The organism is Saccharothrix syringae (genome assembly GCF_009498035.1).
Classification (GTDB): domain Bacteria; phylum Actinomycetota; class Actinomycetes; order Mycobacteriales; family Pseudonocardiaceae; genus Actinosynnema; species Actinosynnema syringae.
In genome coordinates this window covers 4,631,813-4,654,717 of record NZ_CP034550.1, presented here as the reverse complement: position 1 = coordinate 4,654,717, position 22,905 = coordinate 4,631,813, and the positions used below count along the sequence as shown (strand labels likewise).

At 74.7% G+C, this 22,905-nt stretch carries 23 protein-coding genes; 15 read left to right on the top strand and 8 right to left on the bottom strand.

Annotation, left to right across the window (positions count from 1 at the left end):
* The first annotated feature begins 48 nt into the window (after nucleotides 1-48).
* Nucleotides 49-1,572 (top strand): bifunctional 3-(3-hydroxy-phenyl)propionate/3-hydroxycinnamic acid hydroxylase, encoded by a 1,524-nt coding sequence (locus EKG83_RS20225; protein WP_211269127.1) that lies wholly within the window; start codon nucleotides 49-51, stop codon nucleotides 1,570-1,572.
* 190 nt (nucleotides 1,573-1,762) lie between these two features.
* Here the strand turns inward: EKG83_RS20225 and EKG83_RS20220 are convergent, their stop codons facing one another.
* Complete coding sequence (locus tag EKG83_RS20220; RefSeq protein ID WP_033431676.1) at nucleotides 1,763-2,281, bottom strand: hypothetical protein; 519 nt, start codon at nucleotides 2,279-2,281, stop codon at nucleotides 1,763-1,765.
* Between the two features lie 71 nt (nucleotides 2,282-2,352).
* On the opposite strand from EKG83_RS20220, the gene EKG83_RS20215 reads away from it, so the two are divergent.
* On the top strand, nucleotides 2,353-2,844 hold the full coding sequence (locus EKG83_RS20215) for a winged helix-turn-helix transcriptional regulator (RefSeq protein WP_033431675.1): 492 nt from the start codon (nucleotides 2,353-2,355) through the stop codon (nucleotides 2,842-2,844).
* A 233-nt stretch (nucleotides 2,845-3,077) separates the two neighbouring features.
* Here the strand turns inward: EKG83_RS20215 and EKG83_RS20210 are convergent, their stop codons facing one another.
* Genes EKG83_RS20210 through EKG83_RS20200 form a run of 3 tightly spaced genes read right to left on the bottom strand, consistent with a single transcriptional unit; the run spans nucleotide 3,078 to nucleotide 5,409 of the window.
* The gene (locus EKG83_RS20210; RefSeq protein WP_153278244.1) at nucleotides 3,078-3,548 is read right to left on the bottom strand and encodes a hypothetical protein; all 471 of its coding nucleotides are present in this window, start codon (nucleotides 3,546-3,548) and stop codon (nucleotides 3,078-3,080) included.
* Nucleotides 3,549-3,577: 29 nt separating this feature from the next.
* Nucleotides 3,578-4,279 (bottom strand): response regulator, encoded by a 702-nt coding sequence (locus EKG83_RS20205; RefSeq protein WP_033431673.1) that lies wholly within the window; start codon nucleotides 4,277-4,279, stop codon nucleotides 3,578-3,580.
* The gene (locus EKG83_RS20200; RefSeq protein ID WP_051766014.1) at nucleotides 4,276-5,409 is read right to left on the bottom strand and encodes a sensor histidine kinase; all 1,134 of its coding nucleotides are present in this window, start codon (nucleotides 5,407-5,409) and stop codon (nucleotides 4,276-4,278) included. Before EKG83_RS20200 ends, EKG83_RS20205 begins: the two co-directional genes overlap by 4 nt.
* Before the next feature lie 361 nt (nucleotides 5,410-5,770).
* On the opposite strand from EKG83_RS20200, the gene EKG83_RS20195 reads away from it, so the two are divergent.
* The 4 genes from EKG83_RS20195 to EKG83_RS20180 are packed head-to-tail and all read left to right on the top strand — an operon-like array spanning nucleotide 5,771 to nucleotide 9,972.
* Nucleotides 5,771-6,937: a 3-deoxy-7-phosphoheptulonate synthase gene (locus tag EKG83_RS20195; protein ID WP_051766012.1), complete on the top strand. Its 1,167-nt coding sequence runs from the start codon at nucleotides 5,771-5,773 to the stop codon at nucleotides 6,935-6,937.
* A 10-nt stretch (nucleotides 6,938-6,947) separates the two neighbouring features.
* Entirely contained in the window at nucleotides 6,948-7,931 is a 984-nt protein-coding gene (locus EKG83_RS20190) for an FkbO/Hyg5 family chorismatase (protein ID WP_084716497.1), read from the top strand.
* A complete protein-coding gene (locus EKG83_RS20185) occupies nucleotides 7,928-9,550 on the top strand; it encodes a hypothetical protein (protein WP_051766010.1) in 1,623 nt (540 codons plus the stop codon). Before EKG83_RS20190 ends, EKG83_RS20185 begins: the two co-directional genes overlap by 4 nt.
* Nucleotides 9,547-9,972, top strand: a complete 426-nt coding sequence (locus tag EKG83_RS20180; RefSeq protein WP_051766008.1) for a DoxX family protein — start codon at nucleotides 9,547-9,549, stop codon at nucleotides 9,970-9,972. Before EKG83_RS20185 ends, EKG83_RS20180 begins: the two co-directional genes overlap by 4 nt.
* A 51-nt stretch (nucleotides 9,973-10,023) precedes the next feature.
* On the opposite strand, the gene EKG83_RS20175 is transcribed toward EKG83_RS20180, so the two are convergent.
* Nucleotides 10,024-10,713, bottom strand: coding sequence for a TetR/AcrR family transcriptional regulator (locus tag EKG83_RS20175; RefSeq protein ID WP_153278243.1), 690 nt, complete (start codon nucleotides 10,711-10,713; stop codon nucleotides 10,024-10,026).
* 79 nt (nucleotides 10,714-10,792) lie between these two features.
* Here EKG83_RS20175 and EKG83_RS20170 point away from each other — a divergent pair, with 79 nt between their 5' ends.
* Entirely contained in the window at nucleotides 10,793-11,134 is a 342-nt protein-coding gene (locus tag EKG83_RS20170; RefSeq protein WP_051766005.1) for a hypothetical protein, read from the top strand.
* Between the two features lie 46 nt (nucleotides 11,135-11,180).
* Here the strand turns inward: EKG83_RS20170 and EKG83_RS20165 are convergent, their stop codons facing one another.
* Nucleotides 11,181-11,486: a DUF1540 domain-containing protein gene (locus EKG83_RS20165; RefSeq protein WP_033431672.1), complete on the bottom strand. Its 306-nt coding sequence runs from the start codon at nucleotides 11,484-11,486 to the stop codon at nucleotides 11,181-11,183.
* Nucleotides 11,487-11,938: 452 nt separating this feature from the next.
* Here EKG83_RS20165 and EKG83_RS20160 point away from each other — a divergent pair, with 452 nt between their 5' ends.
* From EKG83_RS20160 to EKG83_RS20145, 4 genes are all read left to right on the top strand, one after another.
* Nucleotides 11,939-13,303, top strand: a complete 1,365-nt coding sequence (locus tag EKG83_RS20160) for a glycosyl hydrolase family 18 protein (RefSeq protein WP_033431671.1) — start codon at nucleotides 11,939-11,941, stop codon at nucleotides 13,301-13,303.
* A gap of 76 nt (nucleotides 13,304-13,379) precedes the next feature.
* A complete protein-coding gene (locus EKG83_RS20155; RefSeq protein WP_153278242.1) occupies nucleotides 13,380-14,321 on the top strand; it encodes a DNA polymerase domain-containing protein in 942 nt (313 codons plus the stop codon).
* Between the two features lie 185 nt (nucleotides 14,322-14,506).
* Nucleotides 14,507-15,802, top strand: a complete 1,296-nt coding sequence (locus tag EKG83_RS20150) for a M28 family metallopeptidase (RefSeq protein ID WP_033431669.1) — start codon at nucleotides 14,507-14,509, stop codon at nucleotides 15,800-15,802.
* A 166-nt stretch (nucleotides 15,803-15,968) separates the two neighbouring features.
* Nucleotides 15,969-16,490 (top strand): OsmC family protein, encoded by a 522-nt coding sequence (locus tag EKG83_RS20145; protein WP_033431668.1) that lies wholly within the window; start codon nucleotides 15,969-15,971, stop codon nucleotides 16,488-16,490.
* A gap of 66 nt (nucleotides 16,491-16,556) precedes the next feature.
* On the opposite strand, the gene EKG83_RS20140 is transcribed toward EKG83_RS20145, so the two are convergent.
* Nucleotides 16,557-17,396 (bottom strand): PhzF family phenazine biosynthesis protein, encoded by an 840-nt coding sequence (locus EKG83_RS20140; RefSeq protein WP_033431667.1) that lies wholly within the window; start codon nucleotides 17,394-17,396, stop codon nucleotides 16,557-16,559.
* A gap of 59 nt (nucleotides 17,397-17,455) precedes the next feature.
* Between EKG83_RS20140 and EKG83_RS20135 the strand changes: the two genes are divergently transcribed.
* The 4 genes from EKG83_RS20135 to EKG83_RS20120 all read left to right on the top strand — a co-directional run bounded on the left by EKG83_RS20135 (nucleotide 17,456) and on the right by EKG83_RS20120 (nucleotide 22,289).
* On the top strand, nucleotides 17,456-18,001 hold the full coding sequence (locus EKG83_RS20135) for a PadR family transcriptional regulator (protein WP_033431666.1): 546 nt from the start codon (nucleotides 17,456-17,458) through the stop codon (nucleotides 17,999-18,001).
* Entirely contained in the window at nucleotides 17,998-20,004 is a 2,007-nt protein-coding gene (locus EKG83_RS20130; RefSeq protein WP_033431665.1) for an NADPH-dependent 2,4-dienoyl-CoA reductase, read from the top strand. The genes EKG83_RS20135 and EKG83_RS20130 overlap by 4 nt, the downstream gene beginning before the upstream one ends.
* 24 nt (nucleotides 20,005-20,028) lie before the next feature.
* Nucleotides 20,029-20,628 (top strand): HD domain-containing protein, encoded by a 600-nt coding sequence (locus tag EKG83_RS20125; protein ID WP_153278241.1) that lies wholly within the window; start codon nucleotides 20,029-20,031, stop codon nucleotides 20,626-20,628.
* Between the two features lie 527 nt (nucleotides 20,629-21,155).
* Nucleotides 21,156-22,289: a hypothetical protein gene (locus tag EKG83_RS20120; RefSeq protein WP_153278240.1), complete on the top strand. Its 1,134-nt coding sequence runs from the start codon at nucleotides 21,156-21,158 to the stop codon at nucleotides 22,287-22,289.
* Here the strand turns inward: EKG83_RS20120 and sigC are convergent.
* Entirely contained in the window at nucleotides 22,286-22,849 is a 564-nt protein-coding gene (gene sigC / locus EKG83_RS20115; RefSeq protein ID WP_033431662.1) for an RNA polymerase sigma factor SigC, read from the bottom strand. The genes EKG83_RS20120 and sigC overlap by 4 nt on opposite strands.
* Between the last annotated feature and the right edge of the window lie 56 nt (nucleotides 22,850-22,905).

Sequence of the window (22,905 nt, the reverse complement as noted above, 5' to 3'; positions counted from 1 at the left end):
CCACAGCCCTCCGGTGGCATGGGTGGTGACACCAACCGGAGGGACGAGATGTTCGACGTTGTCGTGGTCGGGTGCGGGCCGGTCGGGGCGCTGACCGCCAACCTGCTCGGCGTGCGCGGGGTGCGCACCCTGGTCGTGGAGCGCGCCACCGGACCGCACGGGCAGGCCAGGGCGTTCTCCTGCGACGACGAGGCGCTGCGGATCTACCAGCAGGCGGGGTTGCGGGAGGAGGTGGCCGCGGGGCTGCACCGGCCGTCGGCCGCGGAGTACGTCAACGGGCGGGGGCGGGCGTTCGCCACGATCGCGCTGGACGAGGTCGACTTCGGCCTGGGTGCGGCGCCGCTGCACTTCTTCGACCAGCCCCGGTTGGAGGCGGTGCTGCGGGCGGGGCTGGGGCGCTTCGGCGACCTGGTCACCCTGCGCACGGGGGTCGAGCTGGTGCGGTTGGCGCAGGACGGTGACGGGGTCGCGCTGGTGCTGCGGGACGTGGGCACCGGCGCGGAGAGCGAGGTGCGGGCCCGGTACGTGCTGGGGTGCGACGGTGCGCGCAGCACCACGCGGGTCGCCGCCGGGGTCGGGTTGGCCGGCACCTCCTACGCCGAGCCGTGGCTGGCGGTGTCCGGGGAGGTGGCGCCGGGCGGGGTGCGGGTGGGCACGACGCGGTTCGTGTGCGACTGGCGGCGGCCGGCGTTCGTCTCGCCCGGCGCGTTCGGCACCTACCGGTTGGAGTTCATGCTGGCCGACGGGGACGACCCGGAGCTGGTGGCGCGGCCCGAGGGGTTCGCCGGGCTGATCGCGCCGTACGTGGACCCGGAGCGGTTCACCGTGACGCGTTCGGTGGTCTACACGTTCCACCACCTGGTGGCCGAGCGGTGGCGGGCGGGGCGGGTGTTCCTGGTCGGCGACGCGGCCCACCAGATGCCGCCGTTCCTGGGGCAGGGCCTGTGCAGCGGGCTGCGGGACGCGGCGAACCTGACGTGGAAGCTGGCGCTGGTGCTGCGCGGCGAGGCGGACGACGCGCTGCTGGACACCTACGAGGCCGAGCGCCGGCCGCACACCGAGGAGATGGCGCGCACCAGCGTCCGCCTGGGTCGGGTGTTCCTGGTGCGGGACCGGTTCGCCGCGTTCGCGCGGGACGTGCTGCTGCGGGCGGTGCAGGCGGTGCCGCGGGTGCGGCGGGCGATCCGCCGGTTCGAGTTCAAGCCGCGGCCGGCGCTGCCGGGCAGCCGCGGGGCGGTGGGGTCGATGTTCCCGCAGCCCGAGGTGCTGGTCGGCGGGGAGCGCCGGTTGCTGGACGACGTGCTGGGCGCGGAGTTCGCGGTGCTCGGGCCGGGTGTGGACCTGGCGGTGGCGACGGGGTGGGGTGGTCCGGCGGCGCGGTTCGTGCGGGTGGTGCCGCCGGGTGGGGGCACGGGGTCGGGGATCGCCGAGGTGGTGGACGTGGACGGCGTGCTCGGCGCGTGGTTCGCCCGCCATGGGACGGACGTGGTGGTGCTGCGGCCGGACCGGTTCGTCCACGCGACCGGGTTGTCCCCGGACGTCACCGCCGGGGTGGTGTCGGCGGTTCGGTGAGCGGTTCGGCGGGCGGCGACGCTGGGTGGGCTTGGGGCGGGCTCCGCACGGCGCCGGCGGTTCGGTGAGTGGGTCGGCGGCGACGGGGCGGTTGCGGCTGGGTCGGGACCGGAACGGGGTCGGGCGCGGGGTGGGTTCGGGCGGGGCGGGGCCGAGGCGGGTTCGAGCGGGGCGGGCGTTCTGAGCGGGGTCAGCCGTCGGTCGGGTTCTGGTCGGGGATGCGCGTGCGTTCGGCTCGGGCCGCGGCGATGCGCTGCGCGGCCAGCGTGCGCGCCCTGTCCTCGTCGTCGCCGGTGATGCGGCGCAGGATGGTGGACAGGTGGGTGATCGTCCCGCGTCCGCCCCAGTGGCCCTCGGGGATCTCGACGGGGAAGACCCACACCCGGCCGCTGTCGCGTGGCCAGGCCCCCTGTTCGGCGTCGAGCACGGCCTCGGTCACCTCGGCGACGACCGCGGCGCGGGCGTCCGGGCCGAGCTGACCTTCGGGGACCGTCGCGACGACCTTGTACCGCGGGACCCGCGCCGGCTGCCCGGCGACGTGGACGGCCGCGGGGCGGTGCAGGAACGCCCAGGACACGGCGCGGGCGCGCGGGTCCTCGGGGTCGAACCCCTCGTGGCGGATCAGGATGTCGGTGAGGCGGCTGATCATGGCGGCCTCCGCTTCCGGTCGCAGCGCTCCCTCGGGGACGTAGACGTCGAGCATCGGCACGGGGACCTCCTGGGTTGCGTTTCTCAACTCACGGTAGAGGGCTGAGTTGAAGAACTCAACCCAGGAGTACGATGGTCGTCGTGGAGGAGCGGATCAGTTCGGTCAACTGCTCGGTGGCGCGGGCGTTGGCCGTGGTCGGGGAGCGGTGGACGCTGCTGATCGTGCGGGAGGCGTTCGACGGGGTGCGCCGCTTCCAGGACTTCCGCACCCGCCTCGGCATCGCGAGCAACCTCCTCACCGCGCGGCTGGAGACCCTGGTGGAGGCCGAGGTCATGACGCGGGTGCCGTACCGGGAGAAGGGCGACCGCCTGCGGTACGAGTACCACCTGACCGAACGCGGCGCGGATCTGCGGCCCGTGCTGATCGCGCTGTTGCAGTGGGGGGACAGGTACCTGGCCGATCCGGAGGGGCCGTCGGTCGTTCCGCGCCACGCGGGCGGGCCCGACGGGGGCTGCTGCGACGAGCCGGTCCGGGTGGTCGTCGAGTGCGCGGCCGGGCACGGGCCGCTGCGGGCCGAGGACGTGCGCCGGACGCCGGGACCGGGGGCCCGGTTCGTCGGGTGAACCCGCCGGTGGTTCGCGACACCGTGGGTCGGGCGCGATTCGGGCGTGACGCGGCGTGATCGGCCGGCGTGATCGGCCGGTGCTGGTGGCCGGCGCGGTCGGCCGGTGCTGGTGGCCGGCGCTGGTGGCCGGTGCTGGTGGCCCGCGCAGTCGCCTGACGTGGTCGGCGGCACGGCCGGCCGGCGTGGCCGGTCCACGCAGTCGGCCGGTGTGGCCGGGGCCGGCGGCCGTGATCAGCCGGTGGGGTGGTCGAGGTTGGCCAGGCGGCGTTCGAGCACGCGTTCCCAGTCCCGCAGTTCGTCCGCCGGCGGGCCCAGGCCGGTGAGGGCCAGGCGGTGGCGTTCCAGGCGTTCGGTGCGGCAGCGGGGGAAGGCCAGTTTCAGGGCCGTGTCCAGCATCATCAGGTGGTAGCTCAGGAGTGCGCCGATGCGCTGGGGCGCCGGGTCGGTCCAGGCCAGGTCCGCCGCCCAACCGCTGAGCCTGCCGTACTCGCTCGCGACCGACCGGCCGCACCGGGCCACCTCGGTGGGGACCTCGCCGGGTTCCGCGCAGTCGCGGATGACCTTGTCCGCCTGGTCCTGCAACGCGACCGCCCTGGTCACCACTTCCAGAAGCGTGCCCAGGCGCACCGCTTCCGCCGCCACCGGGTCGAGCCGCACGCTCTTCGGTGAACGACGGTGTTCGATGCGCGGTCGGATGCGCATCGCCCCACGGTACTCCGCCGGGGCGGTGTTCACGAGGGGCGACCGGCCGGTGGCGGTGGCGGGCTGCCCGGTTGGACCAGGCCGCTGTGGTAGGCGGCGGCGATGGCCTGGGCCCGGTCGCGCAGGCCCAGCTTCATCAGGATGCGGCCCAGGTGCGTCTTCACCGTCGCCTCCCCCACGACCAGGTGCGCGGCGATCTCCGGGTTCGACAGGCCGTGCGCGACGAGCACCAGCACCTCGCGCTCCCGCGTGGTGAGCTGGCCCAGTTCGGTGGCGGTGGGGGCGGTCCCGCCCGGGCGGTTGGCGAACTCGCGGATCAGTCCTTTCGCGACGGTCGGGTCCAGCCACGCCTCGCCGGAGGCGACCGTGCGCACGGCGTCGACCAGTTCGCGCGGCACGGCGTCCTTGAGCAGGAAGCCGGACGCGCCGGCCCGCAGCGCCGCGTACACGGCCTCGTCCACGTGGTAGGTGGTCAGGATGATGATCTTGGTGGCGTGGTCGTCGCCGGCCGGGTCGGCGTCGATGATGCGGCGGGTGGCCTCGACGCCGTCGACGCCCGGCATGCGCACGTCCATCAGCACCACGTCGGGGTGCAGTTCGGCGGCGCGCGCCACCGCGGCCGCGCCGTCGTCGGCCTCGGCGACTACCTCGATGTCGGGTTCGGTCTCCAGCAGCATGACCAGGCCGGCCCGCACCAGGGGCTGGTCGTCCACCAGCATCACCCGGATCACCGGCGGTCCTTCGCGGTGACGGGTGCCGGGGCCGGTCGCGGGGTGCTCACCGGCAGCACGGCGGCGAGCCGGCACCCGTCGCCCCGCCGCAGGTCGGTCACCAGCCGGCCGCCCACGATCGCCAGCCGCTCGTGCAGCCCGGACAGGTCGTGGTCGGCGGAGCGCCCCCGGTCCGGTCGCCTGGCGCGCCCGTTGTCGGTGACCTCCACGGTCAGGTCCGCCTCGCCCCAGCGGAGCCGCACCTCGGCGGTCGAGCCCGGTCCGGCGTGCCTGGTCGCGTCGGTCAGGGCCTCCTGCACCACCCGGTAGGCGGCGAGGTCGACGCTGGCGGCCAGGTGCCGCGGTTGGCCCTCCACCCTGGTGTGCACGCGGACGCCCGCCGCCGCGACCGCGTGCACCAGGTGGTCCAGGTCCGCCAGGCCCGGTTGCGGGCGGTCGGGGACCGCGCCGGGGCCCTCGCCCGCGGCGCGGTCGGGGCGCAGGGCGGCGAACATCCGGCGCAGCTCCCCCATCGCCTGCTCGCCGGTCTCCTCGACGTGCCCGAGCGCCTGCCGCACCCGGGCCGGGTCGGTCGCCAGGACCCGGCGGGCACCGGCCGCCTGCAGCACCATCGCGGTCACCGCGTGGGCCACGATGTCGTGCAGTTCGCGGGCGATGCGGGCGCGCTCGGCCAGCACCGCGTCCCGCTCGGCGCGGCGCCTGGTGACCCGGGTCCACCGCCCGGCCGTCCAGACGCCCGCGTAGAGCAGCAGGTGGAGGAACAGGACCGGGGGCAGCGCCAGCACCGAGCAGGCCGCCAGCGCGGCGGCCGACACCGTGGCCGGGCGGGTGAGGGCGACGGTGAACAGCGCCGCGCACGGTATCGCGGTGAGGTGCAGGGCGCCGCCGCCCAGGGGTGCGGCCAGCACGCCGCACGCCCACACGAGCGCGAACACGACCACCGGGTGCCCGCGGCGCCCGAGCAGGGACAGGGCGGCGACCAGCAGGAGCGCGGCGGCCGGCCAGCCGTCGGCGCCCTCCGCCCCGCGTTCGGCCCGCGCGGCGAACGCATAGGCGTCCGCCAGGCCCGCCGACGCGGTCACGGCCAGGTCGACCACGCGTGCCCGGGGCACCCGCCGCCGCTCGTCCATCAGGGCTTCTCCCCCGTGCGGTCCCCGACGCGCCCGGGCACCGGCGGGAACGGGACGTGCCCCTGTCGCGCAGTGGAAGTGAACATTTTTCTGCCCCTTGTTCCGTGGCCCTCGCGTTCGGCGCAGGACGGTTTTCGTGGTGCGCCGAACAATGGAATCACGATCTTCCCGGGGTGTCGTCCGACCAGGGTCCGATCTTGACCGTCGGACCCTGGTCTTACCTCGATCGAGGGAACACGCGGGAGGAGGAGGACACCGCGGATCAGACCCCGGGCAGACGAAAAACACCCCCGCCGATCGGAAACATGACCGTCGAAATCGAACGCGAGTGCAGAACGTGCGAGGGGAAGGCGACCGGGGGATGTCCATCGAGATCATTGCGCGCGGTTCCGGGCCGGTGTGGTCCGCGCCCGTGGGGCCCGCCGCCCAGCAGCCGCCGTGGCCGGGGCACCGGGCCCGGCGGTTCCGGGAGCGGCTGGCGGCGCTGCCGGGGCTGGTGACGGCCGACGAGGTGGACGGGTTGCGCTCGGCGCTGGCCGAGGTGGCGGCGGGCGGGCGGCTGGTGCTGCAGGCCGGTGACTGCGCCGAGCCGTTCGCCGAGTGCACGCCGCACCACCTGGCGCGCAAGGCCGCGCTGCTGGACCGGTTGGCGCGCGCCCTGGGCCGGGGACGGCCGGTGGCGCGGGTGGGTCGGATCGCGGGCCAGTTCGCCAAGCCGCGGTCGCGGCCCACGGAGGTGGTCGACGGCGTCGAGCTGCCGGTGTACCGGGGCGACCTGGTCAACGCGCCGCAGGCCGACGCGCGGGCCCGGCGGGCCGACCCGGCGCGCCTGGTCGCGGGCTACCACGCGGCGCGGGCGGCGACGGAGTTCCTGCGCGGCGGCGGCCCGTGGACGTGGACCAGCCACGAGGCGCTGGTGCTGGACTACGAGCTGCCGCTGGTGCGCCGCGACGAGCGGGGCCGGGTGTTCCTGGCCTCCACGCACTGGCCGTGGATCGGGGACCGCACCCGCGACCTCGGCGGCGCGCACGTCGAGCTGCTCGCCTCGGTGGCCAACCCGGTGGCGTGCAAGGTCGGGCCGGGCATGCGGCCGGACGAGCTGGTGGCGTTGTGCGAGCGCCTGGACCCCGACCGGGTGCCGGGTCGGCTGGCGCTGATCGCCCGGCTGGGCGCGGAGCGCGTGTCGGCGCTGCTGCCGCCGCTGGTGGCCGCGGTGCGGGCGGCGGGCCACCCGGTGATCTGGCTGTGCGACCCGTTGCACGGCAACACCGTCGTCGACGCCGACGGGCACAAGACGCGGTTCGTCGACGCGGTGGCGCGGGAGGTCGTGGACTTCCGGGCGGCCGTGCGGTCGGCCGGCGCGGTGGCGGGCGGCCTGCACCTGGAGACCTCGCCGGAGCAGGTGGGCGAGTGCCGGTGGAACGGCTCGGCGACCCGCTCGGGGCCGCGCACGACCCTGTGCGACCCCCGGCTCAACCCCTGGCAGGCGCTCGCCGTGGTCGCGGCGTGGCACGCCGCGGACTTCTGAGGAGGCAGACATGTTGCGCACGGGTGGGATCACCTCGTCGCGGTGCTCGTTGCGGACCGCTGAGGACTTCGACCGGCTGGCCGGCGACGGCGTGCTGGGCGCCGTCCGCTACACCACCGGGGCCGGCCCGGTCGGCTGGGAGCACGGCTGCCCGGTGCTGCCGCTGCACATGGTGCGGCCGGGCGGGCCGGAGGTGGTCGAGGTGTGGGCGGCCTCCGGGCCGGTGCGCACCGGCGAGCACCGGGGGCTGCACTACGCGCACGACGGCGAGGTCCTGTTCGCCGCCGGGCACATCGGGCCGTCGGCGGGGTGCGGCGAGGCCGCGCGGGAGGCGTACCTGGCCGCGTTCGAGCTGGTCGACCGGCTGGGGTACCCGCACCTGTTCCGGATGTGGAACGCGCTGGAGGGCATCACCGACCGCGACGGGCGCGGCACCGAGGTCTACGCCGAGTTCTGCGTGGGCCGGGCGCGGGCGTTCGAGGAGTCGCCGCGGCCGATGCCCGCGGCCACCGGGATCGGCGCGCTGGGCGGCGGCGCCTCGTTCTACTTCGTGGCGCACCGCGCGGGCCGGGTCGTGCACCTGGAGAACCCGTTGCAGGTGCCCGCGCACGAGTACCCGCGGCGCTACGGGCCCCGGTCGCCCAGCTTCGCCCGCGCCACGTGGCTGGAGGGCGTGCTCCACGTGTCGGGCACCGCGAGCATCCTCGACGACGCCACGGTGTGCCCGGGTGACGTGGTGCGGCAGTGCCAGGTGACGCTGGCGAACCTGGCCGCGCTGGTCGGCCGGGACAACCTGGCCCGGCACGGGCTGCCGGGCGGGTGGGTGCTGCGCGACCTGCGCCAGGTCAAGGTCTACGTCAAGCGCCCCGAGGACGTGCCGACCGTGACGCGGCTGTGCCGCGAGGAGTTCTCCCGCCGGGCCGAGTTCGCCGTGTTCGCGGTGGACGTCTGCCGGCCGGACCTGTTGGTGGAGATCGAAGGGATCGCATCGTGAACGACAACCGCGCGACCACGTCCGTCCTCGCCCCGCCCCGGACCATCCGGGTGCTCATGGTGACCGACGGCGAGGCGAGCTTCGACCGGGCCGACTTCGGCCTGGCCACGGTGGTGGACGTGCTGGAGGCCCCGGCCCTCCCGTGGGCGCGGGTCGAGGTGACCAAGGCGCACCGCGAGCGCAACCTGCCCGCGCTGAGCGCCGACCTGCCGGCGTTCCGCTTCGACCGGCACGACCTGTCGGCCTACGACCAGATCTGGATGTTCGCCGTGGCGCGCGGCGGCCGCCCGCCGCTGGAGGAGACCGAGCTGCGGGCGGTGGCGGAGTTCATGGACGGCGGTGGCGGCGTGTTCGCCACCGGCGACCACGAGGACCTGGGCGTGTCGATGTGCGGCGGCGTGCCGCGGGTGCGCAGCATGCGCAAGTGGCACTGGCCGGACCCGGGCCCGAACGGCGAGCCGGTGGCGCCGTCGATCGACGGGCCGGACCGGCGCGACACCCTGTCGGAGGGCCACGACCCGCTGTTCCAGCTCAACGACCAGTCCGACGACGTGCCGCAGGTGGTCACGCCGCGCATGTACGCCACGTCGGACTCGCCGAGGTGGGCGCACCAGGCCCACCCGCACCCGCTGCTGTGCGGGCCGCGCGGGCCGATCCGGGTGCTGCCCGACCACCCGCACGAGGGCGAGTGCTACGTGCCCGACGACCTGGGCCGGACGTTCACCTTCGACGGCTACGACACCGCCGAGTACCCGGGCGGCCTGGCGCCGGAGGTGGTGGCGTGGTCGACGATCGCGGCGCGGCCGGCGGAGCTGGACCCGCGCAAGGGCAGGCTCAACGCGCGGACGTCCGGCGCGGTCGGCGCCTACGACGGGCACCGGGCGGGGGTGGGCCGGGTGGCGGTGGACGCCACGTGGCACCACTTCTTCAACGTCAACCTGGTGGGCGACCCGACCGTGCCGCAGGACCCGGTCAAGAGCGTCGGGTTCGCCGCGTCGGCGGCGGGGCTGGCGGCGTTCGAGGAGATCAAGACCTACTACCGCAACATCGCGGTGTGGCTGGCCCGCCCGGCGACCCAGGAGGACATGTGGTGGCGGGCGGTGTGGGCGGCGCGCTGGCACCACCGGGTGTCGATGGACCTGCGGCCGGGTTCGCTGGGCGCGCCGGACCTGCCGGAGCTGCTGCGGATCGGGGCCGAGGTGCGAGAAGTGCTGGCGGCGACCGCGACGCGGGCCGACGCGTTGCAGTGGGCCGGCCGGTTCGGCGTCGGGGCGGTGGACGCGCGGCTGTGGGAGGAGCTGCGGCCGAGCCTGGACCCGTGGCTGCCGCGCGCCGGGGACGAGCAGCCGGGGCACCTGCCGAACCTGGTGTCGTCGCTGCTGCCCGAGCTGGTGCTCGACGCGGTGCTGGGCGCGGTGGTGCACGCGGTGGCGGCGGAGTTCCCGGAACCCACCGAGCAGGCCCGCGAGCGGGTGGCGGGGGTGGACTGGGCGGCGGTCGTGCGGCCGGCGCTCGGGCGGGCGCTGGAGGCGGTGGCCGGGCAGGTGGCGCGCACCGACGAGGTGCTGCGGTCGGTGGGGACGACCCTGGCGGCCGCGGGCGGGCGGGAGCGGGGATGAGCCAGGACCTGCTGGAGGTGCCCGAGGCGCCGGCCCGCCGGGTGCGCGACCGGGGCGCGGTGTGGCTGCGGATCGCGCTGGGCGTGGTGTTCGTGTGGTTCGGGGCGTTGAAGATCACCGGGGCCACGCCGGTGTGGCGGCTGGTGGCGGACACGGTGCCGTTCCTGCCGGAGCGGTGGTTCGTGCCGGCGGTGGGGGTGTTCGAGGTGCTGGCGGGGCTGGCGCTGATCGCGGGCGTGGGGGCGCGCGTGGTGGCGGGGCTGGTGGCGCTGCACCTGCTGGGCACGTTCCTGGTGCTGGTGGTGCAGCCGGGCGTCGCCTTCCAGGGGGGCAACCCGCTGCTGCTGACGGTGCCGGGTGAGTTCGTGGTGAAGAACCTGGTGCTGGTCACGGCCGCGGTGGTGGTCGCGTCGCGGCGGTGAGCGCGGGGTCACCGGTCGGTCGGCGGAGGGGGCCGGCCGACCGGTGGCGCATCAGCGGTCCAGGCCGTTCAGGAGCATGTCCAGGCCGAACTCGAAGCGCTCGGTCGCGGTCTCGGCGGTGAACAGGTCGCCGATGCGGGACATGTTGGCGAACGCGCCGGGCGGCATCGAGTCCATGTACTCGACGATCTGCCTGCCGCGGGCGGCGACGTCGGCGTGGTCGACCGCGCCCGAGGCCCACGTGCTGCTCTCGTAGGCGAAAGCCTTGGTGTACAACGAGAGCGCGTCGCACGCGTACGCGGCTTCGCGCAGCGGCAGGCCGCCCGCGCGCAGCAGGCTGAGCAGCGCCTCGCCGTGGCGCAGGGCGTTGGGGCCGACCGGCACGGCCACCTGCCAGGCCACCCGGGCGATGCCGGGGTGCGCCGCCATCGCGCGGACCTGGCCGCGCAGCAGGTCCTTGACCTGGTCGCGCCAGCGGCGCGGGTCCGGTGCCGGCAGCGGGACGTCCTCCAGGACGCGGTCGAGCATCAGCTCGACCAGTTCGTCCTTGGTGGCGACGTGGGCGTACAGCGAGGCCGGGCCGGTGCCCAGCGCCTGGGCCACGCGCCGCATGCTCACCGCGTCCAGGCCCTCGGCCAGCAGCACGTCCAGGCCGGTCCGCACGATCAGCTCGCGCGAGAGCCGCGGCTTGACCGCGGGACGGGCGGGCACGGCGCGCCAGGGCGGCTCGGGGGACTCCATGCGAACACCGTACTTGACACGAACGGTGTTCGACGACGACCATCGTTCGTGGGACGAACACTGTTCGAAGGGGGAGCGCATGGCGGACGGGGAGCCGCTGGTCGAGGTGAGCGCGGTCGTGACCACCTCGCCGGAGGCGGTGTGGGCGCGGGTGCTCCAGGTGCTGCGCGGCGCCGGGACCGGGTACGTCACGCTGGAGGTGGACGAGGTCCGACGGGCCGCCGCGATCCAGGGCGGCTGGTGGTACCGCGGCGAGTGGCGGGTGGACGCGGTCGGCGACGGGGCGCGGCTGACGCACCGGGTGCGCAACGTGGCGCGCCGGGGGCGGTGGGCGGTGCCGCTGGCCAACCGGCTGTTCATCGGGTACCGGCAGCGGGTGGAGCGCGAGTTCGCCGCGTTCGTGGCGGACCTGCCGGGTTGAGCGGGCGGGGGTGCCGCGCCCGTACCGGTGCGGCACCCCACGTGCCTCAGCCGCGGTCGTAGGTCAGGCAGTTGGCGTCGTGGCCACCCTCGCCGGGGGCGACGCGGATGCCGCCGGGCGCGGTGCACTCCAGCTCCCTGTTGTGGACGCAGTCCGCCCGCGAGCACGCGCCGACCTGGGCGACGGCCCTGGGCAGGCCGCCCTTGCGCGCCAGCGGGATGAAGGTGCCGCAGTCGGCCGCGCCGTCCTCACCGCTGACGGTGATGGCGAAGGCGTGGCAGTGGACGTCGTGGTTGTAGGAACAACCGGTGACGGTGCACTCGCTGACGGCGGGCATTTCCGTGGTGGTCATGACAGCTCCTCCGGACAACGGGTTCGGTGAACCAGACGCTGCCACCGGATACCCGGACCTGCAACACGAAAACATTTAGGCGAGCCTTACCTAAAAGGGTGGAACAGGTTTCACGTCCGCGCATTGTCGGAGAAGCGGCAGGTCAGCGGCGCGGTTGGACAAGATCGAAGGCCGCGCGCAATTGATCCCGGAAGCGGCCGGGCATCTCCGGTGAATTGAGGGGGCGGAACCGCGCACCGGCGAACGCGATCCACCGGAGGTCATTCCACCGGGTGAAATCGACATCGGGGAACGCGGTGCCACGGTCCCACCGGGATGCCGGCCGGGCCGCCCCCGAGGGAGCGCCCGGCCGCGGCGGACCGGCCCGCGCCCACTTACATCGTGACTTGAATCAAGGTCTCCGATAAGGTTCGTCCCGGCTGCCGCCAGCGCCACCCCGGAAAGGGACACCCATGCGCTTCTCGGCAACACCCCGGCGTCGATCGCGGTGGAGCGCCACCGCCCTCGCCCTCGCCACCGCGGCAGCGGCCCTCACCACCCCCGGCGCGCACGCCGCCCCGCCCGCCGGCTTCAAGAGCGTCGGCTACCTGCCCTCCTGGGCGGGAAGCGTCAACGCCGTCCAGTACACCAAGCTCACCCACATCAACTACTCGTTCGCCCTGCCCAACGCCAACGGCACCCTGCAGGCCATCCCGGACACCGCCAAGCTCACGTCCCTGGTCAACCTCGCCCACGCCAACGGCGTCCGCGTGTCCCTGGCCATCGGCGGCTGGAACGACGGCAACGACTCCGCCTTCGAAGCGCTGGCCGCCAACGCCACCAGCCGCACCACCTTCGTCAACAGCGTGGTCAACACCGTCAACCAGTACAACCTCGACGGCGTCGACATCGACTGGGAGTACCCCGACCCCGGCACCTCCGCCGCCAACTTCACCGCACTGATGGGCCAGCTCTCCACCGCCATGCACAGCCGCGGCAAGCTCCTCACCGCGGCCGTCGTCTCCGGCGGCGGCACCGCCGAAGGCGTGCAGACCGCCGTGTTCGGCCACGTCGACTGGCTCAACATCATGGCCTACGACGGCGGCAGCCCCCACGCCAACTACGACTGGTCCATCGCCAGCGCCAACTACTGGAAGTCCCGCGGCCTGCCCGCCGCCAAGACCGTCCTCGGCGTCCCCTTCTACAGCCGCCCCGGCTACTACACCTACGCCCAGCTCGTCGCCATGGACCCCGCCAACGCCAACCGCGACTGCACCACCGTCAACGGCGCCCAGCAGTGCTACAACGGCCTGCCCACCATCCGCCGCAAGACCCAGTGGGCCCTGGCCAACGCCGGCGGCATCATGAACTGGGAGCTGTCCCAGGACACCACCGGCAGCACCTCCCTGCTCAACGCCATTTACGAGACCGCGGGCGGCGGCACCACCCCGCCCGGCCGCACCGGCCCCATCACCGGCATCGCCGGCAAGTGCGTCGACGTCGCCAGCGCCAACAGCGCCAACGGCACCGCCATCCAGCTCTGGACCTGCAACGGCACCAACGCCCAAACCTGGACCGCCGGCACCGACGGCACCCTGCGCGCCCTCGGCAAGTGCCTCGACGTCACCAGCGCCGGCACCGCCAACGGCACCACCACCCAGCTCTGGGACTGCAACGGCACCGGCGCCCAGACCTGGCAGGCCCAGGCCGACGGCACCCTGCGCAACCCCGCCTCCGGCCGCTGCCTCGACGCCACCGGCCCCAGCTCCGCCGACGGCACCCGCCTCCAGATCTGGGACTGCACCGCCGGCACCAACCAGCTCTGGCGCCTGCCCTGACCCCGGCCGCGGCCCGCCCCGCCACCGGGGGCGGGCCCGGCTTGCCCACCGCGCCCCGACCCGAGAGGGTTGGCACATGGGTGAAGAACGCGACGGCGTCGCGCTGACCAACCTCGACCAACCGCTGTTCGACGGCGCCGACGCCACCAAGGGCGACCTCGTCGACTACCTCGACGCCGTCCGCGACCGGATCATCCCCGGCCTCGCCGGACGCCCCCTGTCCGTCGTGCGCGTGCGCCCCGGCCAGGAACCCTTCGTGCAGAAGAACCTCCCCAAGTACACCCCCGCCTGGGTCCCCTCCACCACCCTGTGGGCCGAGACCTCCCGCCGCCAGATCCGCTACGCCCTCTGCGACGACCGCCGCACCCTCCTCTGGTTCGCCAACCAGCGCGCCGTCGAGTACCACGTCACCCTCGGGCTCGCCGGTGCTCTCGACCACCCCACCCACCTCGTCCTCGACCTCGACCCGCCCGAGGGCGCCGGGTTCGACGCCGTCGTCACCGCGGCCGGGCTCGTCCGCCGCGCGCTCGACGCCGAAGGGCTCACCGGGCTGGTCAAGACCAGCGGCTCCAAGGGCGTCCACGTCTTCGTGCCCGTCGACGGCACCGACGACGACGTCGCCGCCGCCACCCGCGCCCTCGCCGCCCGCGCCGAACGCCTCGACCCGGCCACCGCCACCACCGCGTTCATCAAGGACGACCGCGGCGGCCGGGTCTTCCTCGACCCCACCCGCGCGCACGGCGCGACCGTCGCCGCCGCCTACAGCCCCCGCATCCGCCCCGGCGCCACCGTGTCCTTCCCCGTGACCTGGGACGACCTCGCCTCCGTCACCCCCGCCGACTTCACCGTCCGCACCGTCCCCGGGCTGCTCGGCGCCGACGACCCGTGGCACGGCCGGATGCCCGCGCCCCAGCGGCTGCCCGAAGACCTCGTCGCCGAGGGGCACACCATCCCGGTCGCCCGCGTGCAGGCCATGCACGAGGGGAAGCGGCGCGCACGCGCACTGCGCGGTGAGTGACCTCCCTGCTGTTTTCCCTGGACAGGCGGCCTTCCGAGCACGGTGAGGTGTTGCTTTCGGGCAACACTGAAGTCATGGAGGCCGCCGAGGTTGAGCCGAACGCGCCACGACGAAGGTCGGTACCGCCGCGCGCCCGGTAACCCGCAGGCTCGGGATGGCTTTCCCAACACCCTGCGGAGGCAGCCATGTCCCTGAAGAGGACGATCCCGCCGGCGGGCGCCCTGGTGCTCGCCGCGGCCCTGCTGAGCCCACCGGTCTCGACCGCCGCCCCGGTCCACTCCCTGGCCGCGCCGGACATCTCCCTGGCCAACGTCCAGGCGCACCTCAACGACCTCCAGTCGATCGCCACGGCCAACGGCGGCAACCGCGCGCACGGCCGCCCCGGCTACCTGGCGTCGGTCAACCACCTCAAGGCCAAGCTCGACGCGGCCGGCTACCAGACCTCGGTGCAGCAGTTCACCAGCAGCGGCGCGACCGGGTACAACCTGATCGCCGACTGGCCCGGCGGCGACCCGAACAGCGTGCTCATGCTCGGCGGCCACCTCGACAGCGTCACCGCCGGGCCGGGCATCAACGACAACGGCTCGGGCTCGGCCGGCCTGCTGGAGGTCGCGCTCACCGTGGCGCGGGAGCGCCTCGCACCGCAGAAGCACATCCGGTTCGGCTGGTGGGGCGCGGAGGAGCTGGGCCTGATCGGGTCGACGTACTACGTCAACAACCTGCCCACCACCGAGCGGTCGAAGATCAAGGGCTACCTGAACTTCGACATGATCGGCTCGCCCAACCCCGGCTACTTCGTCTACAGCGCCTCGGGCCAGCCGTCGGGGTCGTTGCAGATCCAGCAGGTGCTGCAGGCGGCGTTCACCGTGCCGACCGAGCTGACCAGCGTCGGCGGGCGGTCCGACCACGCGGCGTTCGCCCGCTCGGGCATCCCGGTCGGCGGCACGTTCACCGGCGCGGAGGTCACCAAGACCGCGGCGCAGGCGCAGAAGTGGGGCGGCACCTCGGGCGTGGCGTTCGACCGCTGCTACCACCGCTCGTGCGACACCACCGGCAACATCGACGCCACCGCCCTGGACCGCAACAGCGACGCCATCGCGATCGCGCTGTGGAACCTCGCGGGCGCCGGCACGCCGCCCGGACCGCGGTTCGAGAACCCCGAGGACGTCACCATCCCCGACCTGAGCACCGTGCAGAGCCCGATCCCGGTGTCCGGGGTGTCGGGCAACGCGCCCGCGGCGCTCGCGGTCGGCGTGGACATCACCCACACCTACCGCGGCGACCTGGTGATCGACCTGGTCGCCCCGGACGGCACCGCGTTCCGGCTGAAGGACTCCGACAACGACAGCGGTGACGACGTCGTCACCACCTACACCGTCGACGCCTCCGGCGAGGTCGCGAACGGCACGTGGGTGCTGCGGGTCCGCGACGTCGCCTCCGCCGACGTCGGCCGGATCAACGGCTGGTCGCTCCAGTTCTGACGGCCGGCGGTTCCGACGGCGCGCGGCGGGGCCCGACAAGCCCCGCCGCTAGCACAGGACCGCGCCGGCCGGCACCGCTTCCCAGCCCTCGGTCGCCCCTCCCCGCGCCCGGCGAACGGCGGGATCCTCCTGCCAGGAACCCCCCAACAGCCACGGGAGCACCACCATGACCGCAGAAGTCAGCCACAGCCTCAACGACGTCGCCATCGAAGCGGTGGGCGCCCTCGTCGAGGCGATCGGTCGGGACGAGGCCAAGGCGCGCACCACCTGGGCCGCCCACGTCACCTGGACCGGCGGGTTCCGGTCCGAGGCGCGCGTGCGCGGGTTCGACCCGACGCCGTCGGACGAGCCGGCCGGGCTGGGCGGCGGCGACACCGCGGCCAACCCCGTCGAGCAGCTGCTGAGCGCGCTGGGCAACTGCCTCGCCGTGGGCTACGCCGCCAACGCCACGGTCGCCGGCATCGCGATCGACCGGCTCACCGTCGACCTCAAGGGCGACATCGACCTCAGGGTGTTCCTGGGCCTGGCCGAGGGCCACGCCGGGTTCGGCTCGATCACCGCGCGCGTCCACCTGGACTCCCCCGCGCCGCGGGAGGCCCTGGAGGAGCTGCACCGCAAGGTGGTCGCCACCTCGCCGGTGGGGCACACGCTGCGCAACCCCGTGCCGGTGGACGTCGAGCTGGTGTGAACCCGGGTCCGGGTCGGGCCCGCCGCGCCCGGCCCGGTCGGGACCGGGCCGATCCGAAGCCCTCTCTCAGATCTCGACCGTCCCGGTGATCCCCGGTCGGACCTCGCCGCCCACCCACACCGCGTCACCCCCGACGTCCACGTGGAGGCGGGCGGCGTGGCCGATCGCGGTCCCCTGGGCCACCACGTAGCCGGCCGGCGCGACCCCCTCGCCCACCAGCCACCGCGCCAGCCCCGCGTTCAGGCTGCCCGTCGCCGGGTCCTCGACCACGGAGCCGTCGGCCGCGATGAACGCGCGGACCTCGAAGTCGGCGCCCGCGCCGGCCCGGTGCGGGCCGACCACGCCCACCTCCAGGCCGGCCAGCACGCCCGGGTCGGGCCGCAGCGCGAGCACCCGCTCCGCGTCGGCCAGCCGCACGCCGATCCACTCCGGCCTGTTGACCAGCCACGAGCAGCCCAGCACCGCGTCGCGCCCGACGCCCAGGCCCGCCGCGACCCGCGCCGCCAGGGGTTCGGCCACCGGCTCGAACCGGGTCATCGGCGGCGCGGCGAACGCGAGCCGGTCGCCGGCCACCCGGACCTCGACCAGGCCCGCCGCGCACTCCTGCACGACCACGTCGTCCCGCACGGGCCGACCGCCCCAGGCCAGCCAGGCGTGGGCCGAGCCCAGGGTGGGGTGGCCGGCGAACGGCAGCTCGACCGTGGTGGTGAAGATCCGCACCCGGTAGTCCGCGCCCGCCGTGGTGGGGTCGAGCAGGAACACCGTCTCGGCGAGGTTCGTCCAGCGCGCGAAGCGCCGCATGTCCTCCTCCGTCACGTCGTCGGCCGCCGCGACGACCGCGAGCGGGTTCCCGGTGTAGGCGGCGGAGCCGAAGACGTCGACCTGGCGGAACGGGTGCGTGGCCATGACCACATCCTAATGTGCAACTAGTTGCACTGAGCCTTGTTGCACATTACGGTCGCGGCATGGCGTTGGAGCACGCGATCCTGGTGTCGCTCGACGAGCGCTCGGGCACCGGCTACGAGCTGGCCCGCCGCTTCGCGAAGTCGATCGGCTTCTTCTGGGCGGCCACCCACCAGCAGATCTACCGGACCCTCAAGCGGATGGCCGACCTCGGCTGGGTGTCGGTGCGCGAGGTGGCGCAGCACGGCCGGCCGGACAAGAAGGTCTACGCGGTGGCCGGGCCCGGCCAGGCCGAACTGCGCCGGTGGCTGGCCGAGCCCGGCGGGCCGGAGCACTTCCGGCACGACCTGGCGGTCAAGGTGCGCGGCGCGTCCCTGGGCGACGCCGCCGCGCTGGTCGCCGAGGTCGGGCGGCACCGCGCCCGGCACGCCGAGCGGCTCGACGCCTACCTGGCCATGGCCGCGCAGGACTTCCCCGACCCGACCACCCTGACCGGGCGGCCGCTGCACCAGTACCTGGTCCTGAGCGGCGGCATCCGCACCGAGCGCGCGATGGTCGAGTGGTGCGACGAGGTGCTGACCGCGCTGCGGGAGGACACCCGGCCGTGACCGAGTACCCCAACCTGCTCCAGCCCCTGGACCTGGGCTTCACCACGCTGCCCAACCGCGTCCTCATGGGCTCCATGCACACCGGCAACGAGGACCGCGCCAAGGACTTCGACAAGCTCGCCGCCTACTTCGCCGAACGCGCCCGCGGCGGCGTCGGCCTCATCGTCACCGGCGGCTTCGCCCCCAACCGGGAGGGCTGGCTCTACCCGTTCTCCGCCAAGCTCACCAACCGGCGCGAGGCGCGCCGCCACACCGCCGTCACCCAGGCCGTGCACGACAGCGGCGGCCGCATCGCCCTCCAGCTGCTGCACGCCGGTCGCTACGCCCACCACCCGCTGAGCGTGTCCGCGTCCGCCCTCAAGGCGCCGATCAGCCGGTTCACCCCGCGCGCCCTGTCCGACCGGGGCGTGCGCCGGCAGGTCGACGCCTTCGCCCGCGCCACCGAGCTGGCCCGCGAGGCCGGTTACGACGGCGTCGAGATCATGGGCTCCGAGGGCTACCTGGTCAACCAGTTCCTCGCGCCGCGCACCAACCGGCGCACCGACCGCTGGGGCGGCAGCCCGGAGCACCGCCGCCGCTTCGCCACCGAGGTCGTCCGCCGCTGCCGCGAGGCCGCGGGCCCGGACTTCATCCTGGTCTACCGGCTGTCGCTGCTCGACCTGGTCGAGGACGGGCAGAGCTGGGACGAGGTGGTGAGCCTGGGCCAGGAGGTCGAGCAGGCCGGCGCCACGATCCTCAACACCGGCATCGGCTGGCACGAGGCGCGGGTGCCCACGATCGCCACCTCCGTGCCGCGCGCGGCGTTCGCCGGGGTCACCGGCCGGCTGCGCCCGCACGTGGGCATCCCGGTGGTCGCCTCGAACCGGATCAACATGCCGCAGGTGGCCGAGGAGGTGCTGGCCCGCGGCGACGCCGACCTGGTGTCGCTGGCCCGCCCGTTCCTGGCCGACCCGGAGTGGGTGCGCAAGGCCGCGACCGGCCGCGCGGACGAGATCAACACCTGCATCGCGTGCAACCAGGCGTGCCTGGACCACACCTTCGCCCTGAAGAAGGCCACCTGCCTGGTCAACCCGCGCGCGGGCAACGAGACCACGCTGCGGCTGCTGCCCACCCGCCGCGCCAAGCGGGTCGCGGTGGTCGGCGCGGGGCCCGCGGGGTTGGCCGCGGCCACCGCGCTGGCCGAGCGCGGCCACGCCGTCGAGCTGTTCGAGGCCGAGGACGACATCGGCGGCCAGTTCGCCATCGCCCGCCGCATCCCCGGCAAGGAGGAGTTCGCCGAGACCATCCGCTACTACCGGCGGCGCATCGAGGTGACCGGGGTCGAGCTGCACCTGGGCCGCCGCGCGGGCGTCGACGACCTGGTCGGGTTCGACGAGGTGGTGCTCGCCACGGGCGTGGCGCCGCGCGTGCCCGCCATCCCGGGCATCGAACGCGCCCTGTCCTACGTGGACGTCGTCCGGCACGGCGCCGAGGTCGGCGAGCGGGTCGCGGTGATCGGCGCGGGCGGCATCGGGGTGGACGTCAGCGAGTTCCTGGCGCACCGGCCGCTGGACCTCGACGGGTGGCGCGCCGAGTGGGGCGTCACCGATCCCGCGCTGGTGCGCGGCGGCGTCACCGGCCCGGTGCCCGCGGCGCCCGCGCGCAAGGTGTACCTGTTGCAGCGCAAGACCACCCGCATCGGCCGCGACCTGGGCCGGACCACCGGGTGGGTGCACCGGGCGGCGCTCAGGGCCAAGGGCGTGGAGCAGCTGACCGGCGTCAACTACGAGCGCATCGACGACGCGGGCCTGCACGTCACCTTCGGCCCGGGGCGCGAGCGGCCGCGCGTGCTGGAGGTCGACGCGGTCGTGGTGTGCGCGGGCCAGGAGCCGGTGCGGGACCTGGTGGACGCGCTCGTCGGGCGCGGGGTCGCCCCGCACGTCATCGGCGGCGCCGACGTGGCGGCCGAGCTGGACGCCAAGCGCGCGATCGACCAGGGCACGCGGTTGGCGGCCGGCATCTGACCCGGGTGATCTACCCTGCGCGGCGTGGACTTCTTCACCGCCCCCGACTCCCGGGCCGCCGCGGCGGCGCTGGAGGTGTGCCAGGAGTACACCGAGCCCTGGCTGCTGCACCACTCGCTGCGCGCCCACGCGTGGGCGAAGGCGTACGCGGCCCAGGAGGACATCGCCCACGACGGCGAGCTGCTGTACGTCGCGGCGCTGCTGCACGACCTCGCGCTCACCGCGCCGTTCGACAGCCACGAGTTGCCGTTCGAGGAGGCCGGCGGGCACCTGGCCTGGGTGTTCGCCGCCGGTGCCGGGTGGGGCCGGGCGCGGCGCAAGCGGCTGGCCGAGGTCATCGTGCTGCACATGGGCGACGACGTGCCGGCCGAGGACGACCCGGAGGGCCACCTGCTCCAGGTCGCGGTGAGCGCCGACGTGTCCGGCAGCCGGGTGGGCGAGTTCACGCCGGAGTTCCGGGCCGAGGTGGTCGAGCGGTACCCGCGGCTGGGGTTCGTCGAGGCGTTCACCGCGCGGTTCGCCGACCAGGCCGCGCGCAAGCCGGGGTGCGCGGCGGCCGGGCTGGTGGCGTCGGACTGGCCGCGGCGGGTGCGGGAGAACCCGCTGGACCTGCCCGCCCGGTGACCGGGCGGGTCGGTGACCGGGCAGGTCGGTGACCGGGCGGGTCGGGCGGGTCACCTCAGGGCGCGGGCCCGGAGGATCGCCTGGTCCACCGGGTTGCCCGCGGCGTCACGGGTCCGGGCGCGCGGCGGGACGAACCGCGCGGACGCCGGGTGTGCGACGGTCGCCCGGCTTCACCGGCGGCACGGGGCGCCGGGTCGCGCCGTCGTCGTAGGGCACCCGCACCGCCGCGCGGACGCCCGACGACCGGGCTCGTGGTGCGCTGCACGCACACCGGGAACGCGAGCGGTCCGGGTGCCGCACGGCCGCGGTCGGCAACGCGGTCGTCCCGCGGGTCATCCGGCCCCCGTCACCGCGGTGGCGTACCGGATCTTGGCCGGCCCGGCCTCGTGCCGCGGGTTTCCTCCGGGACCCGTTGGCCCCCAACGGTTCGGCTGTCCGGGGGTCGCCGCCCCGGTCCGGTCCGGGTTACCGTGCGAATCGGTTCAGAAGAACCTTCCCCACCTGGACATCTCGCAATGGAGCGAACCATGCCCGGAGTCTTCTCCAAGTTACGCGTGCCCGCGGGTGCGCTGGTGCTGGCGGCGGCCCTGCCGCTGGTGGTGGTGCCCGCGGCGCGGGCCGACGTGCTGATCGCGGAGCTGCCCGGCCTGCCCGGGTACCCGACGCACCGCGCCGCCGGCGTCAACGACCTCGGCCAGGTGATCGGCACCGCCGAGGGCAACGGCCCGATCCGCGCCGTGCACTGGACACCCGGCGGGGCTGCCGCGGACCTCGGCGCGGGCAGCCCCGGCGCGATCAACCAGCAGGGCCAGGTGCTGATCTCGCAGTCCTCCACCAGCGGCGGCTACTACGTCAACCGGCCGCGGGTCTGGCAGGCGGGTCAGGCCGTCGACGTCGGGCCGTCCGGGGCCGGGTGGGTCTCGGCCGCCGCGATCAACGGCAGGGGCGAGGTGCCGATGTCGTACTCCTCGTCGCCCTCGGGCTACCACCAGACGAACGCGGCGGTGTGGCGCGACGGCACGCACGTGGCGCTGCCCGTGTCGGGGCCGCACCTGTTCATCAGCGCGATCAACGACGCGGGCGTGGTGGTCGGGTCGAAGCTGCCGATGTTCGAGGGCGACCGGTACGCGTTCCGCTGCGCGGGGACCACCTGCACGCGGTTGGCGGAGGTGCCGGGGACCGACGGGTACGAGGTGCGGGGGATCAACGAGGCCGGCGTCGTCGTCGGCAACCGCGACGACCGGGTGCTGCGCTGGGAGGGCGACCAGGTGACCGTGCTCTCGCCCGGCCGGGTGGCGTACGGGTCGCAGGTGCTCAACGAGCGCGGCGACGCGGTGGGCTCGGCGGCCGACGCGAACGGGGTGCGGCGGGCGACGCTGTGGCCCGCCGGCGGCAAGCCGGTCGACCTGGGCGTGCCCGGGCCGTCCGAGGCGGTGGCGGTCAACGACCTCGGCGACGTGGTCGGCTGGTCCGGTTCGAGCTCGCCGCGCGCGTTCCTGTGGCGTGCCGGGAAGGTCACCTGGCTCGGCTCGCTCGGCGGCACGCGCAGCCGGCCGGTGGCCCTGAACAACCGGGGCGTGGTGGTCGGGGAGAGCACCGACTCCGCCAACGTGGTCAAGGCTGTGAAGTGGACCGTGCCCGCGGCGGGGCCGGTCCGCTAACCGGTGTTGGTGCCCTCGTTGCCCTGGTCGCGCAGGAGGTCTTCGCGGGCGCGGGCGACGCGGGAGCGGATCGTGCCCACCGGGCAACCGCACACCTCGGCGGCCTCGGCGTAGGACAGGCCGAGGACCTGGGTGAGCAGCAGCGCCTCCCGCCGCTCCGGGGCCAGGTCGGCGAGCATCAGGTTCAGCTCGACCACGTCCTCGAAACCGGCCCGCCCCGGGGCGGCGGCGCGCTCGGCGGCCTGCTCGTGGTCCACCGACCAGGCGATGGCCGGGCGGGAGCCTGCCGCGCGCAGGTGGTCGACCACGGTGCGCCGGGCGATGGACAGCAGCCAGGTGCGCGCGGACGAGCGGGCCTCGAAGTTCGGCAGGCTGCGCAGGACGCGCAGGTAGACCTCCTGGGCCAGGTCGTCGGCCCGGCCGGGGTCGGTCAGGTGGGCGACCAGGCGCCAGACGTCGCGCTGGGTGGCGCGGATGAACCGCTCCAGCGCGGCCCGGTCGCCGGACCCGGCCGCCACTGCCCATTCGGTAACCGCGTCGTCACCCTGTGAGATCGGCACAACGGATCAGGCTAGGGAAGGAACCGGGGGTGCTCCTACCGCTGGTTGGCCGACAA

What these genes read in the sequence shown, in the direction of transcription:
- EKG83_RS20140 (WP_033431667.1), bottom strand. Translation starts at nt 17,396, where the DNA reads ATGGCCACGCACCCGTTCCGCCAGGTCGACGTCTTCGGCTCCGCCGCC.
- EKG83_RS20135 (WP_033431666.1), top strand. Translation starts at nt 17,456, where the DNA reads ATGGCGTTGGAGCACGCGATCCTGGTGTCGCTCGACGAGCGCTCGGGC.
- EKG83_RS20200 (WP_051766014.1), bottom strand. Translation starts at nt 5,409, where the DNA reads ATGGACGAGCGGCGGCGGGTGCCCCGGGCACGCGTGGTCGACCTGGCC.
- EKG83_RS20155 (WP_153278242.1), top strand. Translation starts at nt 13,380, where the DNA reads ATGGGTGAAGAACGCGACGGCGTCGCGCTGACCAACCTCGACCAACCG.
- EKG83_RS20215 (WP_033431675.1), top strand. Translation starts at nt 2,353, where the DNA reads ATGGTCGTCGTGGAGGAGCGGATCAGTTCGGTCAACTGCTCGGTGGCG.
- EKG83_RS20170 (WP_051766005.1), top strand. Translation starts at nt 10,793, where the DNA reads ATGGCGGACGGGGAGCCGCTGGTCGAGGTGAGCGCGGTCGTGACCACC.
- EKG83_RS20190 (WP_084716497.1), top strand. Translation starts at nt 6,948, where the DNA reads ATGTTGCGCACGGGTGGGATCACCTCGTCGCGGTGCTCGTTGCGGACC.
- EKG83_RS20180 (WP_051766008.1), top strand. Translation starts at nt 9,547, where the DNA reads ATGAGCCAGGACCTGCTGGAGGTGCCCGAGGCGCCGGCCCGCCGGGTG.
- EKG83_RS20120 (WP_153278240.1), top strand. Translation starts at nt 21,156, where the DNA reads ATGCCCGGAGTCTTCTCCAAGTTACGCGTGCCCGCGGGTGCGCTGGTG.
- EKG83_RS20160 (WP_033431671.1), top strand. Translation starts at nt 11,939, where the DNA reads ATGCGCTTCTCGGCAACACCCCGGCGTCGATCGCGGTGGAGCGCCACC.
- EKG83_RS20210 (WP_153278244.1), bottom strand. Translation starts at nt 3,548, where the DNA reads ATGCGCATCCGACCGCGCATCGAACACCGTCGTTCACCGAAGAGCGTG.
- EKG83_RS20150 (WP_033431669.1), top strand. Translation starts at nt 14,507, where the DNA reads ATGTCCCTGAAGAGGACGATCCCGCCGGCGGGCGCCCTGGTGCTCGCC.
- EKG83_RS20175 (WP_153278243.1), bottom strand. Translation starts at nt 10,713, where the DNA reads ATGGAGTCCCCCGAGCCGCCCTGGCGCGCCGTGCCCGCCCGTCCCGCG.
- EKG83_RS20195 (WP_051766012.1), top strand. Translation starts at nt 5,771, where the DNA reads ATGTCCATCGAGATCATTGCGCGCGGTTCCGGGCCGGTGTGGTCCGCG.
- EKG83_RS20145 (WP_033431668.1), top strand. Translation starts at nt 15,969, where the DNA reads ATGACCGCAGAAGTCAGCCACAGCCTCAACGACGTCGCCATCGAAGCG.
- EKG83_RS20165 (WP_033431672.1), bottom strand. Translation starts at nt 11,486, where the DNA reads ATGACCACCACGGAAATGCCCGCCGTCAGCGAGTGCACCGTCACCGGT.
- EKG83_RS20225 (WP_211269127.1), top strand. Translation starts at nt 49, where the DNA reads ATGTTCGACGTTGTCGTGGTCGGGTGCGGGCCGGTCGGGGCGCTGACC.